This is a genomic window from uncultured Aquimarina sp. (genome assembly GCF_947496855.1).
In the GTDB taxonomy this organism is placed as follows: Bacteria; Bacteroidota; Bacteroidia; order Flavobacteriales; family Flavobacteriaceae; genus Aquimarina.
On sequence record NZ_CANMED010000005.1, the window covers coordinates 430458 to 449186 of the forward strand.

The 18729-nt window shown below is 32.3% G+C and carries 14 protein-coding genes; 4 read left to right on the top strand and 10 right to left on the bottom strand.

Annotation, left to right across the window (positions count from 1 at the left end; all coding sequences use genetic code 11):
- Positions 1-45: 45 nt before the first annotated feature.
- The 5 genes from Q0921_RS16755 to hemB all read right to left on the bottom strand — a co-directional run bounded on the left by Q0921_RS16755 (position 46) and on the right by hemB (position 3738).
- Positions 46-1173, bottom strand: a complete 1128-nt coding sequence (locus Q0921_RS16755) for a T9SS type A sorting domain-containing protein (RefSeq protein ID WP_299258878.1) — start codon at positions 1171-1173, stop codon at positions 46-48.
- Positions 1174-1442: 269 nt separating this feature from the next.
- The gene (locus Q0921_RS16760; RefSeq protein ID WP_299258880.1) at positions 1443-1958 is read right to left on the bottom strand and encodes a DinB family protein; all 516 of its coding nucleotides are present in this window, start codon (positions 1956-1958) and stop codon (positions 1443-1445) included.
- The gene (locus Q0921_RS16765; protein WP_299258882.1) at positions 1958-2353 is read right to left on the bottom strand and encodes a c-type cytochrome; all 396 of its coding nucleotides are present in this window, start codon (positions 2351-2353) and stop codon (positions 1958-1960) included. The genes Q0921_RS16760 and Q0921_RS16765 overlap by 1 nt, the downstream gene beginning before the upstream one ends.
- A 10-nt stretch (positions 2354-2363) precedes the next feature.
- Positions 2364-2744, bottom strand: coding sequence for a TerB family tellurite resistance protein (locus tag Q0921_RS16770; RefSeq protein WP_299258884.1), 381 nt, complete (start codon positions 2742-2744; stop codon positions 2364-2366).
- A 19-nt stretch (positions 2745-2763) separates the two neighbouring features.
- Positions 2764-3738: a porphobilinogen synthase gene (hemB, locus tag Q0921_RS16775; protein WP_299258886.1), complete on the bottom strand. Its 975-nt coding sequence runs from the start codon at positions 3736-3738 to the stop codon at positions 2764-2766.
- Positions 3739-3894: 156 nt separating this feature from the next.
- On the opposite strand from hemB, the gene Q0921_RS16780 reads away from it, so the two are divergent.
- Positions 3895-4776 (top strand): ABC transporter ATP-binding protein, encoded by an 882-nt coding sequence (locus Q0921_RS16780; RefSeq protein WP_299258888.1) that lies wholly within the window; start codon positions 3895-3897, stop codon positions 4774-4776.
- Between the two features lie 2 nt (positions 4777-4778).
- Positions 4779-8378: a M1 family aminopeptidase gene (locus Q0921_RS16785; RefSeq protein WP_299258890.1), complete on the top strand. Its 3600-nt coding sequence runs from the start codon at positions 4779-4781 to the stop codon at positions 8376-8378.
- Between the two features lie 253 nt (positions 8379-8631).
- Here the strand turns inward: Q0921_RS16785 and Q0921_RS16790 are convergent, their stop codons facing one another.
- Positions 8632-11604, bottom strand: coding sequence for a carboxypeptidase-like regulatory domain-containing protein (locus tag Q0921_RS16790; RefSeq protein WP_299258892.1), 2973 nt, complete (start codon positions 11602-11604; stop codon positions 8632-8634).
- Between the two features lie 422 nt (positions 11605-12026).
- Here Q0921_RS16790 and Q0921_RS16795 point away from each other — a divergent pair, with 422 nt between their 5' ends.
- Positions 12027-13535 carry a carboxypeptidase-like regulatory domain-containing protein gene (locus tag Q0921_RS16795; protein WP_299258894.1) on the top strand — a complete coding sequence of 503 codons (1509 nt, stop codon included), beginning with the start codon at positions 12027-12029 and terminating at the stop codon, positions 13533-13535.
- A 233-nt stretch (positions 13536-13768) separates the two neighbouring features.
- Complete coding sequence (locus Q0921_RS16800; RefSeq protein WP_299258896.1) at positions 13769-15280, top strand: carboxypeptidase-like regulatory domain-containing protein; 1512 nt, start codon at positions 13769-13771, stop codon at positions 15278-15280.
- A 347-nt stretch (positions 15281-15627) separates the two neighbouring features.
- On the opposite strand, the gene Q0921_RS16805 is transcribed toward Q0921_RS16800, so the two are convergent.
- The 4 genes from Q0921_RS16805 to Q0921_RS16820 all read right to left on the bottom strand — a co-directional run bounded on the left by Q0921_RS16805 (position 15628) and on the right by Q0921_RS16820 (position 18663).
- Positions 15628-16029, bottom strand: coding sequence for a hypothetical protein (locus Q0921_RS16805; RefSeq protein ID WP_299258898.1), 402 nt, complete (start codon positions 16027-16029; stop codon positions 15628-15630).
- Between the two features lie 161 nt (positions 16030-16190).
- Positions 16191-16805, bottom strand: a complete 615-nt coding sequence (locus Q0921_RS16810) for a hypothetical protein (protein ID WP_299258900.1) — start codon at positions 16803-16805, stop codon at positions 16191-16193.
- 160 nt (positions 16806-16965) lie between these two features.
- Entirely contained in the window at positions 16966-17868 is a 903-nt protein-coding gene (hemF, locus tag Q0921_RS16815; RefSeq protein WP_299258902.1) for an oxygen-dependent coproporphyrinogen oxidase, read from the bottom strand.
- A gap of 3 nt (positions 17869-17871) precedes the next feature.
- Positions 17872-18663 carry an EI24 domain-containing protein gene (locus Q0921_RS16820; RefSeq protein WP_299258904.1) on the bottom strand — a complete coding sequence of 264 codons (792 nt, stop codon included), beginning with the start codon at positions 18661-18663 and terminating at the stop codon, positions 17872-17874.
- Between the last annotated feature and the right edge of the window lie 66 nt (positions 18664-18729).

The window sequence follows — 18729 nt, forward strand, 5'->3', positions numbered from 1 at the left end:
ATTCATTACGTTTCATGGGATTAAATAATATTTTGACTTCAATATTTATTCTATTTTTAATATTTTAAAAACCTGATTATCAATATTCAACAAATATATATTTGGTTTTAGCTGTGATAAATCAATTTGTTCCTTTTTTGTGTTAATTCTTCCGCTAACCAAATGTTCACCTAATACAGAAAATATTTTATATCGCTTAGAAATAGTAAAATTACTTTCTACTGTAACATAAGAATTTGCTGGATTCGGATAAATACGCGTTGTCAATTCATCATTGCTATCTATTTCATCAATGGACAATGTTTGGCAAGAAGTATTTGTATCAAATGATGATGCAGTTGATGGATTGTCTAGCAGTTGATCATTAATTAATGGACAATAACAACTGTCGTTACTAAGCTTTAATTTTAACCAAGAAATAGCTAATTTCCCTACGTTTCCTTCTGCCCCGGCTGGAGTATTTGCTACAGAATGATTCCCGTTTTTAATTTCATATAATAGTTTATCAGTAGTCTCCGATGTTTCGTTATAATGAATATTAGCATGCTGAGATGGTTGTGCTGTTGTATCATTCTGTCCACTAAAGATGAGTACAGGAGCGGCATGATTGAGTTCTGGTGTACTGTTTGTCGGTAACCAAGGACATAAAGCAACTACTGCTTTTATTCTAGAATCCAAAACTGCGGCTCTTTGGGCTCCTCCTCCTCCCATAGAATGACCACTAGTAGCAAACTTCTCCACATCAATTTGTCCTATTATTGGAGAAGATGCCCTTGTATTCTCTTCTCGTAATGTTTCTAAGGCATCTATCAAAGCTCTTGCTCTTACATCTGGAAAATCAAACCCACTATTTGTACCTATAACAATCGCAATAATTCCGTGAGAAGCATAATATGGACCCCACGCCCTAACAGCTGCTGGAGTGCTGGTAAATCCTGGTACAATTGCAATACTTGGATATGGTGGTGTTCCATTTGTAGGATAATATACCGTCCCTCCAGAATAGTCTGGTCCATTTCGCAAACCATCGGATTCTGTTAAAGTTTCGACATCATATGGTCCTGGATTAGAAATAGATTGTAAAGTAACATCATTGCATTGTGCATAACTAGAATGGAAGCCTGTTAGCGTTACCACTACAACTAGTAGTAACACTTGTAAATTTTTAATCATGAGTTTGTATTGTTAGGTTGAAAAGAATAATTTGTGAATACGTGATTTAATAATATGCTTAGTTGAGAATGAAATATATACTTATTCTTTTAACTATGAATCTTTATTTTTATTATTCGTGCATAACAAAATAGTATTTGCAACGATCCATATGGCAGATGAATTTAATTCATCCGCAATTATTTAAAATATTGAAGTTTCACTTTGGTTACTAACGTTGTCCTAAAAAAGTCGTTTGTAACCAACTGAGTAAAGATTAATTCTATAATTTACCAACCTACATATTTAGGTGGTTCAATTTTATTGAGATTTAGATATACAATTAATTGCCCTCGATGGTGCGTTACATGATCCTGAAGTAAATTTAGAATCTGAAGTTTGGACTTTGGACCCGCAAAAAAATCTACTTTGTTTTTTAATGATTCATCTTTAGCATTTTGCACTCGTTCGTAAACAAGATTAAATGATTTTTCGAGCAACTTAATAACCTCCGTTTTAGAATCAGGAGCATTTTCTGAAAGTTTTTTACGATCAAATACTTCTTCAGAAAAATAGGTCGTACTGAGCCATAGCATATTTCCGCATATATGAAGTAATTGATTTTTAAAATCCATTTCACGTTCCGTAGGGGTATATGAATACTTATTTTCGGGCATGGATTCCGCTATTTCCAGTAAATATTCTTTAGAGTTGTTCCATTTTTCCAAAAAAGCAGATTTAGGAGTTACTTGTTGCGACATTATGGGATATGAAATAAAAAAAAGAAGAAAGAATATTTGTTTCATTACTTAGCAGTCACTTCATTCATATAGAATGCTATCGCTTTCAATTCTTCATCAGTAAATTTTTCTAAGCGAGCAAAATTAGTTTTCATCACTGCATAATTATCAGGATCTACAATAGGATCTTTTTTTTGCCTCAAAAAGCCAATGATATCCCCGTTTTGTTCTTTGTAGATTTTCATGATCTCTGTAATACTTGGACCTATGGATTTCTTATCCACTCGATGACAGGAATAACAATTTCCTTTACCTTTAAACAGTTTTTTACCCAAATCAAATTCAGGAGACGACTTTTTCTTCGAGCCAATTACAATTTTTTCTTTTTCAGACTTTTTTTCAGAATTACAACTCGTAAATACAAAAGCAATGCTTAGGAGTATTAAAAAAAAATATTTCATTTGTATGATCTTATGAATTAAATAAATTATCAATGTCTTTTTTGAATCTTTCTAAAAGGTCTTTAGAAAAACTATTAATTACTTTTTCTTCTTTAGAACCTATACCATCTTTTGCTTCTGCTATTTTGGTTAAAGCATAAATCATAAAGTCATATTCTTCATCTGGTCCATTGTCAGAAAATACTTCTATAACCTTCTTATATAGGGTTTCGATATCATTATCATTAGCATTTTCATAATCAAAAGACCATTTAATCTCTTGCCCTTTTGGGTGTGCTTTTAATATTTCTTCCAACGTATGTACTTCTTCCTTCTGAATCACACCATCACTCGTGGCAATTACATATAATAATTCTCCAAATGTCTGATATAATCGATCCCTACTTACCATAGCTATTTTCTATTTAAATTTAACCCAAAAGTTTAATCACATCTTTTGCAAAATAACTTGCAATTATATTTGCTCCTGCTCTTTTAAAAGCAATTAATTGTTCCATCATAATCGCATCGTGATCAAGCCATCCTTTTTCTGCGGCTGCTTTTAACATTGCATACTCACCACTTACTTGATACACCGCTACAGGAACATCTACAGCATCGCTGACATCTCTTAAAATATCTAGATAAGCCAATCCAGGTTTTACCATTACAATATCAGCCCCTTCATCAATATCTATTAACGTTTCTTTAATCGCTTCATCTCGGTTAGAGAAATCCATTTGATATGTTTTTTTATCTCCAAAACCGGGTGCAGAATCTAATGCATCTCTAAACGGTCCATAAAAGGCTGAAGCGTACTTAGCACTATAGCTCATAATACCTGTATTCTTATAATTTTCAATTTCCAGAAGCTCTCTAATTGCCAAAATCCTACCATCCATCATATCACTAGGCGCTACAAAATCCGCTCCTGCTTGTGCGTGTGATAAGGACATTTTTGCTAAAACCTCGCAAGTAGGATCGTTAACGATATACCCATCCTCCACAATACCGTCGTGTCCATATGAAGAATAAGGGTCTAACGCTACATCCGTCATCACCAGCATTTCTGGCGCTACATCTTTTACTATTTTAATAGCACGCTGCATTAATCCTTCTGGATTCAATGCTTCGGTTCCTTTATTGTCTTTAAGATTATCAGGCACTTTAACAAACAACAAGACTGCTTTTAAACCCATCTCCCATAACTCCTTCACCTCTCCTTTAAGCAAGTCTAAACTATACCTGTAATATCCTGGCATCGAAGCAATTTCCTGCTTTATAGTATTGCCTTCAACCACAAAAAGTGGGACTAAAAAATCATTTGGGGTAATGGTATGTTCTCTAACTAAAGATCGGATTGATTCGGTAGTTCGTAATCTTCTATTTCTACGTAGTTGATGCATTAATTTACTGGTAAAATTTATAAGAGACGTAAATATACCAACTTATAACGTAATTAAGGGAGGATCGTTTTCACAAAATTGAATCAATTCTGTAACAAACTCCTATCATAACATACTAACTATTTAATAGATAAAAATTGCTAAATCCTATTTTATATGCTAATAATAAAAAATCTCAATAAAACGTATCCTAACGGAACACAGGCATTAAACAATGTCAATCTTACTTTAGAAAAGGGAATGTTTGGTCTGTTAGGTCCTAATGGGGCTGGTAAATCTACCTTAATGAGAACTATTGCCACGCTACAATTAGCAGATTCAGGATCTATCAATTTTGATGATATTGATGTTTTTAAACAGCCCGAAGAATTGCGAAAAGTGTTAGGATATTTACCGCAAGATTTTGGAGTATACCCAAAGGTTTCTGCAGAAATGATGTTAAATCATATTGCTAAAGTAAAAGGAATTACAAATGCTACTGAGCGAAAAGGGTATGTCGCCGATTTATTAAACAAGGTGAATTTATATAAGTTTAGAAGTCGTAATCTTGGAGATTTTTCTGGAGGAATGCGACAGCGTTTCGGAATTGCACAAGCCTTATTGGGAAATCCAAAACTCATTATTGTAGATGAGCCTACTGCCGGTTTAGATCCTTTAGAACGTAATCGCTTTCATAATTTATTAAGTGAATTAGGTGAAAATGCAGTAGTAATTTTATCTACCCATATTGTAGATGATGTGACAAATCTATGTGAGCATATGGCGGTTTTTAATGAAGGTAGCATCCTTGCACAAGGAAATCCACAAGAACTATCTAGTACTTTAGATAACAAAATATTCAAAAAGCAAATTGAAAAATCGGAATTGGAGCACTATCAGCATGAATATACCGTACTGTCTAATTATCTAAGAGGTGGTCAGTTTTTTGTTAATATATATAGCGAAAGCACTCCTGGTGATGGTTTTGAGCAAATGGACAATGGTTTAGAAGAATTTTATTTCTATAGTATTAATCAGAAGCAAGAACAAGAGGCGTAATTATGAAAGAAATATTTTTATTTGAATTACAATATAGGTTTCGCAGACCCGCTACTTGGATTTATGCTGGATTAGGTCTTTTGATGGCCGGTCTATGGGGATATTTTCAGGAATCCTCTACTGCACAATTTGTAAATAGCCCGAATAACATTGCCGAGATTATTGTTCCTATCTCTGTTATTTCCATTTTCTTTTATGCAGCTATTATGGGGGTGCCTATTTTTAGGGATCAGGATCATAAAACCGCGCAAACTTATTTTACATTTCCTATCACTCAGAAATCCTATGTGTTAGGAAGGTTTTTTGGAAGTTTTACCATTGTCACCTTGCTGAATCTTTTTATAGTAATAGGAGCTATCATAGGACTTACCTTTGGCATGTTTGCAGAAAGACCCGATTATGGAGCATATGATGTTTTTAATCCATCATCTTATCTGATTCCTTTTATATTTATTCTAGAAATTAATGCATTTCTAATAGGGTCTCTCTTCTTTTGCTTAATGGCTTTTTTTAAAAAAATGCCTATTATTTATCTTGGGGGAATATTCTTATTCTTATTATATAGTATCTCAGGAAACTTACTCGGAAGCATAGACAATCAATGGTTAACAGTATATTTAGACCCATTTGGTGGTAGGGTGTTTTCTTTTGTGAAAAAATATTGGTCCATCAACGAACTAAATACAAATCAACTACCTATCTATGGTAAATTCTTATTGAATAGAATGCTTTGGTTAGCTTTAGGCTCCCTATTCTTTTTAATTACCTTATTTCGATTTGATTATAAAAAATTTCTGGTTTCTGGTAAAAAAGAAGGCAAAGTTAAAAATGATAAATTTGTTCCTTCCATATTAAAACCTATTCATCAAGTTTTTAATAAAAAGACTGACAGAAACAACTTGTTATCTTTAAGCAAAATCGAATTCGTTTCTATCGTTAAAGACCCCGTTTTTATCGTATTGATTCTTATTGGAATTATCTTATCCTTAATTACTATTTTTAATGCTAATGAGATCTATGGAACTCCCAATTTACCACTCACAAGATTTGTAACCACCTATATCTCTGGAGGTATTACACTTTTATCTATTATTATTCTAATTATTTATTCTGGAGAAGCGGTGCATAGAACTCGTAAAAACAAAACCTTTGTCTTTTATGATGCATTGCCTATTAACAATACAAGTTTGTATTTCTCTAAAGTAATATCTTTGATTGGTGTAGCGATTATTTTGGCTTTCGTCAATATTATAATTGGTATTTTATTTCAAACATTCAATGGGTATTTTGGATACGAACTAGGGATGTCAGTGATTTATAATTTCGCATTAATAATTCCCAGTTTTATTACTACAATCTTCTTATGTTTCTTTATTCACGTATTGGTCAACAATAAGTTTTTAGGGCATTTTATCATTATACTCTTATATATAGGACTTCCATTATTGGTAGCTTTTGCTTTTAAAAGTAGTAATCCGCTTCTTATTTTTACAGGTTCTACTCCAATTTTTCTTAGTGATCTTAATGGCTTTGGGCATTACTTGCACGGGAACTTTATGTTAAGTCTCTATTGGGCATTAATGATGGCCATACTATTAGTAATCGGAACTTTATTCTGGAATCGTGGCTTCTTTTCTACTGCCAAAGAGCGATTGACGCTTGCTAAAAGAAGATTGAGTTTTAAGATGATTGGAGCACTAACAATGATTATCATTGCTTTTATATCCGTGGCTGGCTATAGCTATTACAATCTAAAAGTATTAAATACCATAGAAGGTGGTAATTACTATAATGAAATTGCCGCTGAAGCTGAAAAGAAATATTCTAGATTAATCAACCAAGCGCATCCACAGGTAACGGATCTTAAAGCCTATATTGATGTTTTTCCAGAAACTAGAGCATTAAAAGCAAAAGGAGAGTTTACATTAGTCAATAATTATGATACTCCTATTGACACCTTATTACTAAATGTTCAATATCCTGCGGAACATACTCAATTAGGAGAAATTATCTATAATGGTGTTCCAATAAAAGCTGTAGTTTCTGACTCTGTTAATAGAATGTATTTTTATAAATTACCTAATACATTGCAACCTAAAACGACAGCAAAATTGTCAATTTCTATGTCTGCAGAAACTAAAGGTTTTTCCAATACTATGGAAACTCAGGTACTGAGCAATGGTACTTTTCTAAATCAAACTATATTTCCAAGCTTTCATTATGACAGAAGTCTTAGTGATAATGGAATCCGAAAGAAGTATGGATTGGAGAAATTAGATTACTTATTGCCACCTAGAACAGATTCTACTGCGCTAAAGAAAAATTTATTCAATGAAGATGCAAACTATATCAATTTTGAAGCTGTGGTAAGCACCACAGCTGATCAAATAGCTATTGCACCCGGTAAGCTAATAAAGGAATGGAAAGAAAATGACAGAGCCTATTTTCATTATGACTTAGAATCTCAGACCGATTTATTTTTTAATGTAGTTTCTGCCAGATACGATGTAGAGAAGTCCAGTTGGACCGCACCTAGCGGTAAAAAAGTGGCTATAGAAATCTATCATTCTCCAAAGCATAAGAGAAATTTAGAACACTTTATCAATGGAGTAAAAGTAGCTTTGGAGTATTGTTCTAAAAATTTCTATGAATATCCTAATTCAATTATCAGAGTAGTAGAATTTCCTGCACATTCTCAGTTTGCACAATCCTTTGTCACGACCATTCCGTACTCAGAAGATTTTGGGTTTGCAGCGGATTTTGAAAAAGCAGAAGATTTTAACTATGCTTTCCGCGTAACCACTCATGAAGTTGCACATCAGTGGTGGGGACACATTGTAACTCCTAGTAAAACATCTGGAGCCAATATCATTTCTGAAACCTTGGCGGAATATTCATCACTGATGACTATGAAACAAGAATATGGAGAAAATGGTATCAAAAACTTCCTTAAATACTCTTTGGATAGTTACTTAAGAAGTAGAGCTTTTAGCTTTAAACCGGAGCGCTCTTTACTCGACGTAGAAATCGGTCAACATATTTGGTATCGCAAAGGATCTATGGTTATGTATGAATTACAGGATATTATTGGTGAAGAAAAAATCAATACTGCCTTAAAAGGATTCTTGGAAGAATACAAAAACTTTGAAAAAGGTGTGTATCCTACTTCAGAAAATTTATACAATGCAATTTATAGCGTAACTCCCGATTCTCTTAAATATGCTGTAGAAGATGGTTTTAAAAAGATTGCATTATATGAAAACAGAGTCAAAAAAGCTACCACCAAAAAACTGGATAATGGAACCTATGAAACAACCTTTACTGTAGATTCTAAGAAGATTTATTATAATGATAAAGGAAAAGAAGAGCGTACAGATGATTCAACAAATTATATAGAAGTTGGTTTGTTTGGTGAAGATATTATAGATGATCAAGAAGTACCTCTTAAAAATCCGTATTATCTGGAGCGAAAATGGTTACAGCCTGGCGAAAACACATTTACCATCATAACAGATAAAAAACCAGAAAAAGCAGGGATTGATCCCTATAATAAATTACTAGACAGAAACTCTAATGATAATCTAGGAGGTGTAGAAGAGTAAGGTGCAAATCTGTATTCTTTGTTTTTTAATTAAAAACAATATCCTTCCCCAACCCTTCCTTCGAAGGAAGGGAGATATAGAGGAATATTCTAATAAAATTTAGTTAGTTAGTTAAATGCTGAAAATCACGATAAGAAGTAGCTGTCTTTATCGTGATTTTCTTTTATTATTAAGCAGAAGTTCGGGCTTCGAAAATAAATAAATATTAATTCCACAAACTGTAGTTATAACACCACGTTTTTTACCTAAAGTCTTATAAGATTATTTTATCTAATGTTACTTTTTCTTTTTGGTTATAGAGGTTAATACACTGTACTTTCTTTGTCTCATTAGGCAGACCATAATTAGTATACACTGTATATTTCATAAATGCAGGGTTTAAAGCTGAAGCATCACCAAATGATTGGACATTTATAATCCATTCCCCAGGCATTGCATTATCAATTATGAACTCTTTAGACGATACTCCAGACTGTACTTTAGACAATAGTTCTTCTTTGTTTTCTTTAAATACATGTTTCCATTTAGAAAACTTCTTTTCCGGACTTACAAACTGAAGTTCAAATTCTGATTGAGGATCACTCCATTGAAAAACAAGACGCACTGGTACTCCTTTTACCGCTAAAAATTCATCGGGTACATCCTTATAAGTAAGCTCTGATCTATGAAAGTTTAATAACCTCCTAATTTCTGACTCTGCTTGTTCTGCAATTTCTTCAAAGTCCATTGCAGACTCCTTGTTTTGCAATATTTTTTTGTAAAGTTCAAAAGCTAGTTTATATTTTCCGATCGAAACATAGATTCGTGCCAGGTCCAAATGAGATTGCGCCGCATCCGGAGCTAAATCTAAGATACGTGCATACAAAAACGCTGCGTTATGGTATTCCTCTATAGCTTCTAACTTAAAAGCTAAGACTAATAATGCCTGTGGATTATCAAATCCAATTTCAGAAATATTAGATAAGACTTGATCCGCAAATACCGTATCCCATCTCTTAAAATAAGTAGCACTATAGCTATAAAAAGGTATGCTTATAGCATACTTCTTTCTAAGGTTGTAATATATTTCTTTTGCTTCTTTGTAACTTGTACTATTCCACAAGTTATCTAAATAAGAAGGTCTATTGTGATTAACATCTAATAAAAAAGTAGATGTTGTGTATTCATTCCCTTTCACTAATAAATGATTAGCTGGCTTATCTTCTTCATTATTTGATATATCACCATATTTAGTGGTAATGATAAAAACTCCACTTCTTCCGTCTCCACCATATCTAGCAGATCCCGATAAACCAGTAATGGCAGATATTGATTTTATCTGCGTAGGAAATAAAAAGGTTGGTGGAGTTGTACCAAATTGTAAACCATCCACTACAAATATAGGTGGTTCAGGTCTGCGCATTCGGTAAACTGCATCATCTCCCCAACCAAACACTTGGACTCCCGGAAATTGACCTCTTATTAAATCCGACAAATATATAGCAGACTGTTGAAAATCTTTTTCTTCTAATGTGTACATAGCAACACCCAGTGATTTCTTTTTCACTTTATTACCGAATACATCTTCTACTATTTCATCTTGTTCATTATTATCTTTAGTCTCTACTAAGATTTCGTCCAAAACAGTGTAATTAGAAATAAGATCCACATTAATATTTTTTGTTGCATCCAAAGTAATTTCTTGAGATTCCATTCCAAAAAAACCAAACATTAACACATCTTCCTTATTAGCATCTATAGAAAATGATCCATTAGCATCAGTAATTGTCTGGATCAACGTTCCTTTTACAGAAACCTTACAACCTTGCACAGGTTTACCACTAGAAGTAACTAAACCTTGTATCAATTCCTCGGTTTTATCGGTCTGGTATATGTTATTATCCTCTAACTCATATACTATATTAGACAAGGCTTGATCAACAGAGATCTTGGTAAGATTAAGATAGTATCCTTCACTTTGTATAGCAGCTTTATGTAGTAACAAATCATTGGGATTTGGTGTGTGATTAATATAAAAAACCGGAACGTCATATACTTGTTTGGGCTCCCCAAAAGTGGCTTGACCATCACTAACTACCATATAGTGATCAGGCCTATTTTCTTCCTTAAAAAGAGCTGAAAAATTAGTAGCTCCATTATAAGTCATATTATTAAGTGATGCTACAAGTTGATTACTTTTACCATTTCTTATGACAAACTTTTGTTGGCCATGAGTCGCATTAGAAAAGGGTATCAGTGTTACAGTAGTATTTTTTATTTCTTTTAAATACTCTTTTAAAAATTGGTATGTATATGTCGGATCATGGTTTGCCGCAGAAAAAGAAGTATCCCAATAAATTACAATATCATTAGGGGTTTCTCTTTTTCTTAGTTGCGTTTTTTCTTTAGGGTAGGATATGTCAACACTAAATGCCATTCCTACATCTTTGTTTACATCCCATTTGTCCTGACTTACATACCGCAAATAAGACCTTCCATCCGGAGAAGCACTGACAGAAAATTCTATTTCTTTTCCATATACCTTTATCAACTCTAAGCTGACCATAACATCATCATGAACTATAATATTGTAGTCAGAAAGATCTATAACTTCCATTCCTTTTTTCCTAGAGATTGTATGATAAATATTACTAGTCAGAATATTTCTACCAGGAACCTTCCTTTTGGATTCATAGACATTCACTCTCACTAATAAGCTGTCCGTAATGTTCTCCAACACATTAAATTTTAGTTGGAGTAGCTTGGAGTTCCTATGACTAATTTTAATTCTGGTTCCAATCTCTGCGCCTAAAGCTTTGGCATCTTTCCAGTATCCCATAAGGCCAATTCCTTGTAGATTACCAATAGTTTTTTTGTTTCTTTTTTCTGCCGTTACAGTTGCTGCTTCCAAAGCGTACACAGACGGTTCCATAAAAATAGTATTATTATTTTTTAGGAGTTCAAACAATTGTTGTGATGATAACTGTATGGTTTTATATCCTAGACTAGAAAGTTGTAAGGTACTTTGTAGTCCTATCTTTTCTTCATCATATTGCATAAAGATATGACCGTTCTGATCACTCACTGTTCCTATACCTTTATCCAAAAAACCAACATTTACATAAGGAATAGGTTGCTGCGTATCTCGATCCAAAATATAAGCATCTATGGTAATCTCATATTGGGCAGATATCAATCCGCTTATGAATAGTGTATTTATAAATAATAAAATTATTTTTGATTTCATAGGCCTATAATAATTTATTAAAACAAAGTTATAAATCATATACGTTTTATTAGGCATAACAATCTATAAATTAGTGTTATAAAACTATAATTTACGACCGCAGATATAAGATTTTATATAAACATTAACACTGTTGTCTACTACAAGCTTTATAATCCAACATTAAAAATCTGATTATTATTTCTACATTAATACTATTTTTTCTTCTTGTAACATTTCACCTTTATATACGTCTTCTCCTTAAAGTATCCCTGTGCTAATAAAATTAAATAACATATAGCTCAGGCAACTATTGTAAACGTATTTGCGTCTATATAAATATCAGTCTAAGCCTGCCGAAGAAAACTCAACCAAACAATAATTCCACTTCGACAAACTTAGTATTACAATGATAAAAAATCAAAAAACGAAATCATCAAATAATGAATACAAAAAAAATTGCTGTTGTATCTATTGCTTTTCTATCGAGTTTGTCGATATCTGCACAAACCATTAGTTCTACTATAGTAGATAAAAAAGCAAATACACCTATTCCTTATGCTACCATACAGCTTTCAGAACATAAAGGAATCATTAGTAATGAAGAAGGAAAATTTAGCATTACTCTAGACGAGCGATTAACACAAATAGATTCTATCTATATCTCTTCTATGGGATATGAAAAAGTTGGTGTCGCATTAAACTCCATTGCCGATAGCATTATCTATATAACACCAAAAGCTATAGAATTGAGTGGCGTTTTTATCTCTAATAAAAATCTAAGCATCGATGAGATTATTGATAATATAAAAGAGAGCATAGACCAAAACTACAGTAAGGATTTGTCTCATAAAAAGCTTTTTTACAGACAATCAGATTTTAGTGAGCTACATAAAATGAATATAAAATTCAAAAAATCTACGATCAAAGAGTTTAACAAGAAGTTTATAGATAGCGTGATATCGATAATACCCAGAAAATCTGCTTACTACACAGAAGCGTTATGTGATCTCTATGGCAATTTTGATAAACAAAAATTAAATATTATAAAAGGGGCAGAACTCTATGACAAAAGTAATGATGGTTCTATGGAGGCACTCTCTGATAAACTTGAAGAAATTTTAAAAAAGAACGTAAAACCAAACTCATATCTAAAGATAAAATCAGGTTGGATTCTAGGTACTAAAGTACAAATGGACTCTATTTTTGATGCTAATGAAGAAGCCGCAGAAGTAAAAAGTGAGGTAGAGAAACCTAATAAAAATGAGGAAAACTATTTTCTTAAATACAGAAAATCATCCATACAGGATTTGCTATCCAGTATGTTTTTTCAGGAGGATTCTAAACTCAATTTTATCGATAAATCCGGACGATATAAGTTTGAACTAATTGATTATACTACTATAGATGATAGTAGCGTATATATTATCAATTTTGAGCCTAAAAGAGGGGCGGATTTTAAAGGAACAATGTATGTTAATACACAGGATTTTGCAATTATGAGAGTTGATTATGAGAATGTAAAAAACCTTCAAAATTTTGGTTTATTAGGCGTTAGTTTTCACGATACAATGTATAAAGGAAAAACGATTTTTGCTAAAGGTCCAAATGGTAAATATAGTGTACGTTATATAGAAAAGACAAGAGGAAATGTTTTTGGGATTGATCGTCCGCTTAAAATTATCGAAAAAAACAAGTTTGTAAAAGGAAGACGTAAACAAAACGAACTATCGTTAGGACTCGATATTGGAGCCGGCGAAATCAGTAAACACGAAGTAATTGTTTTTGATTCTCAATCTATTACAGAAAGTCAGTATGAAAGTAGTAAAGAAAATAAAACCATCAAACCACAGTACCTCTCTAAGTATGATCCAGAATTCTGGAAAGGATATAACATCATAGAGCCTAATACAGCGATTAAACAGTTTACGGCGATTGAAGGTGGATTATAGATCCAATTAGATCTCGATAGTTCTACTGAGCTCGTTGAAGTACAATCAAAACTATCATAAGAATCACTTGATATAAAGGAAATTTTATTTAACTCATTTGTTATAAATCAGTAAGCATCTCGTCTTATTTTAAGAATATATTACCATAATTGTATTCTTTTTCGTTGTAACTATGTAATAGATAAAATGGAATCTATACTTTTATTGTGTAATTTTATGAAGCTATTGATGCTATGAAAATGAATAAAATTGTGTTATTAATCCTTAGTGTATGGATCATTTCTTCTTCTATAAAAGCTCAAACAATTAGCTCTAAGGTTGTTGACAAAAAAACCAATCAACCTATACCCTATGCTACCATACAAATTGGAAAAAATCAAGGGGTAGTGACTAACGAAGAAGGAAGTTTTAGCATTACACTAGACGATATGCAGTCTAAAATAGATTCCATATACATTTCTTCTATGGGTTACTCAACAGTAGGTGTCGCTGTAACAAGTATTACCGATAGTATTATATACATACAGCCTAAAGCTATAGAATTAAAAAGTGTTTTTATCTCTAATAAAAACCTTGATATCGATGACATTATTGACAATGTAGATGATAACATGGAAGATAATTATAGATCTACTCTTGCTAAGAGCAGGTTGTTTTTTAGAGAAACCAATACTAATTTCATCAAGAAAATGGATATTGAGTTTAAGAAATCTACTATAGAGGAAATTGATAAAAAACTGGTAGATAGCATATCTCGTGTGATTCCGAGAAATTCAGTTTTTTATGCGGAAGCTTTATGCGATTTTTACGGAAATACTGATAAACAAAAACTAAACGTAATTAAAGGAGCCCGTCTATATGATAAAAATAATAATGGATCTATAGAAGGGGTGTTCAAGAAAATGGAGAAAATCTTTAAAGATAATGTAAAACCAAATTCATATTTAAAAATAAAATCTGGCCTCTTCAGTCAAAAAGTGCAGGTAGATTCGATTCTTAAAGCCAATCAGGATGCTCAGGATATCGCAGATGGAATTGATAATCCTAAAGAAAATTTCTTCTTTAAGTCAAGAAAAATGAATCTCAAAAACCTGTTTAATGAAATATTATATCAGTCAGATACTAAATTGAATGTGATCAAAAATTCAGGTAGATATATTTTTGAGAGGATAGATTATACAATATTAGAAGATGTGGGAGTATATGTAATCAAATTCACACCAAAAAGAAGAGGTGATTTTAAAGGTACCCTATACGTAAATACAGAAGATTTTGCGGTGATACGTGTTGATTATCAAAATGTAAAACGCCTACGTAGTTTTAACCTATTAGGTGTTAGTTTTGAAGAAAATGGATATAGTGGCACTACAATTTTTCAGAAAGGATCAGATGGTAAATACGGGATAAAGTTTATCGAAAAAGTAACCGAAAATAAATTTGGCGTAGATCGCCCATTAAGTATTATAGAGAAAAACAAATACGTCAAAGGAAGAAATAAGCAAAATCAGTTATCTCTTAAGCTAGATGTCATTAGTTATGCTAAAAACAAGTATGAAGTAATTGTTTTTGATGCTAAAAATATTACTGAAGCAGAGTATAAAAGCGGTAAGGAAAACAAAAACGTACAATCTACTTATTTATCACAATACAATCCGGATTTCTGGAAAGGTTATAACATTATAGAACCTAATACCGCAATCAAACAGTTTAAAGTTATTGAGGAAAATGAAGATATAGAAGAATAGGAAGAAGCAATTGCCTTTACCTTAGTAGCTTTAAGATGAGCCTAAATCCTTAGAATAGCTGTCGCCTTATATACTCCAAGTATTTTTTTAAACACATTAAATCGCATCAAGCATTTGAATTCTATTTTGGATTCCAATCTACACAGGAACGATAATTCTTTGTAAATTTTCGAAGTCATTCTAGTATGACATACTAAGCTTTTTTTAAATTAAGGTTAAAATTCATCTATCTAATAAACAATAACTTAGATCAAAATTAAATCTGTTATATGATGATCTCAGCTCATATATTCATAGGTTGAGGGTATCGAAGTCGGTTCGAAATAGTAAGTGTATAAAAACATATATTATTGTTTATTTAACTTCAATGTCTTTAATAAAATTTCAAAATAATAACTTTCTTGCTCTGGGATAATAGTCGTTTTATAAGCAGTATTCTTTACCACGTAAAAGGACGAAGACTCAATATCCTTATCATCCTTATGTAAATTGACAATCTTCTGAATAAAATTATTAATTAATAGTACTTCATCATAAGTGATCTCACGTCTTATTGTGGGTTGGTCACTTTTATACACTAAGTAATCATCTCTGAAGCTTATGGATTTATTTGTTTTTCCGATTTGATGAAACTCAAAGGTAAAATCCTGAGAACTAAATATCTTATTGATATTCTCTACAGTAGGTTCTACATTGCGAGCGCAGCTAGTTATAAAAATGAGTGCAAAAAATATTAAAAAATTTCTCATCCTTTTCGTGTTTAAAATGTGTGTTCGAGTAAGAGTTTGAGATAGTTGATTTTAACCTAAACATTAACCTAACTATAATAATATAAAAAAGGTATTGATTAAATAACCAATACCTTTAAAGTTTTGTATGAAAACCCAATTAACATAATTGGTATACTGTTTTATTTCACAGCTAATCTTTTGATAGAATTTTCAAAATCTACATTCTCAAGATTACTTATTAGTAACCCTATACCACCCGTTTTAGAGGCAACAATATACTCTGCCTGATATTTCTTTTCCATTTTATACCCTTTAAGGTATTTTAACTTCACAATTTTGGAAGTTGGAGTAAAGAAAAATCTTCCGTGGATTCTTTTATAACGCACTTCCTGAACATTTGCTTCATCCTTTAGTTGTCGACTTAACGCTTCTACAACTGTAGCTGCTCTATGCTCATCTAATTGATAAAAATCACACGCATAAATAAACACGTAGTTTTCTACGTTCTTCTCATCAACAAATAACTGAAAATCAACATTTTTATCTTCGATTTTTTTCAATTCCTCTAAAGCTATCTTTTTAAATTTAGGACTATCGGTTAATGAATCTAACCGAAATTTAAATTGATCAGGACTTGTTTTTTCATACCCCTTAGTAAGCATTATCGTATTCTTACGAAACTCGATTGTGTTCTTATTGGAGAAATTTGTAAACTTAGATTTCTGCTTTCCATCCTGGAAATATTGACATCCAGTCAGAAGGATTACAGTTAACAATAGTAGAATTTTTTTCATAGGGTTCTGGGTGTTAATTGGTTAAAAATTTATTCAATAAGCCCCAATATGTGCGCAAGTTAACAAAAAAAAACAAATAAACAACCTTTTGTCCTGATTTTTTGCACTTTAACCGATTTAAATGAAGAGCCCCTCGGTTTTTATCCGTTTTTTGGTAGGATTACACCCACTCTTTCGGATTCTTTAAAATTTCTAGCAATCGTTCTTCTTCAGAGCCCGGTTCCGGATGATGATCATAACGCCATTGTACCTGCGGTGGTAAGCTCATCAAAATACTCTCTATTCTTCCGTTTGTTTTTAGTCCAAACAACGTTCCTTTATCATGTACCAGATTAAACTCCACGTATCTACCACGACGAATCTCTTGCCAATCTTTTTGAATGTTAGTATAACCTATATTTTTTCTTCGTTCTACAATAGGTACGTATGCCTCAAGAAAACTATTACCTACTTCGGTTACAAAATCATACCAATTTTGCATAGTCATAGTCTCAGTTTTCTTACAATAGTCAAAAAACAAACCTCCTACTCCACGGCCTTCTCCTCGATGGGCATTATAGAAATATTCATCACATTTCTTTTTATAAAGAGGATAAAAATCAACATCATGTTGATCACAAGATGCTTTACATACCCGATGAAAGTGTATTGCATCCTCATCAAACAAATAGTAAGGTGTAAGATCCTGTCCACCGCCAAACCAACTATCTACAACAACACCTTCTTTATCATACATCTCAAAATACCTCCAATTGGCATGTACTGTTGGTACCATTGGACTTTTAGGATGTAACACCAGTGATAATCCGCAGGCAAAAAAGTCCACATCTTCTACATTAAAATAGCTCTGCATTGTCTTAGGTAATTTGCCATGAACTCCAGAAATATTAACTCCTCCTTTTTCGAACACAGCTCCATTTTCAATAACTCGTGTACGACCCCCGCCACCTTCAGGACGTTTCCAGAGATCTTCTTTAAATTTAGCTTGACCATCAATCTCTTCTAATCCAGATGCGATCTTATCTTGTAAATCTTGTATATATTGGTAGAATTTTTCTTTCATGTTTTATGCTTCCATTTTAGAAACTATATTAGAACCTTTTACTTCAATCAGTCCTTTTTCATTTAGAATTTTAACCGTTTCAGTAGAGGCAGCAACTACAGATATCGGAAGTACTATAATAATTCCAACAATAGGAATTAATAGTACCAGCATAAATACAATTCCGTTTCCAATAGCAGTTCCTTTATGCTTTCTTACAAACTGAACACTTTGTTTATACTTAAAATGACGTTCCATAGTGTAATCCATATTACCAAAACCTACATAATATGCTTGTATCGCAAATATTAATATAGTAGCTACAATTCCAATTACAGGAATAAGACTTAGAATTAATAAAGGAATGATAAATAGTAATTCTCTAAAAAGGTTTCTTACATTAATACGAATCCCACGCATCAATTGTTCTCTAAACGAAGTATTACGATGTTGATGATCCTTATGTTGATCTCCCAAAAGGTGTATTTCGACTTTTTCCGAAACAGGGCTCATAAAAGGTGCAGACAGCGCCATGATAATATGTTTATACAACACTAATCCTATTGCCAGTATAAGTAGAATACTAAAATACTTACTAATAACAGCAAATGTTTCTGATCCCCAATCCCAGACCCAAGCTTTGGCTATAAATCCTCCTAGTGGATCCGATAAAAACCAAGCCGAAAACATAAAGAGGATCCCGGTTAAAAAACTAATAAGAATCGGAACAGCGAAATATTTCCACAATTCCAGTTTAGAAATTAAAGCAAAACCTCCAAAATATGCTTTGATACCGTTAATGATGTTCTTAATCATGATCTTATGAATTGGTTAACTTCTTATAAGTAGTCTTTTTAGGAGTTTTGTTTCAAAATTTATACA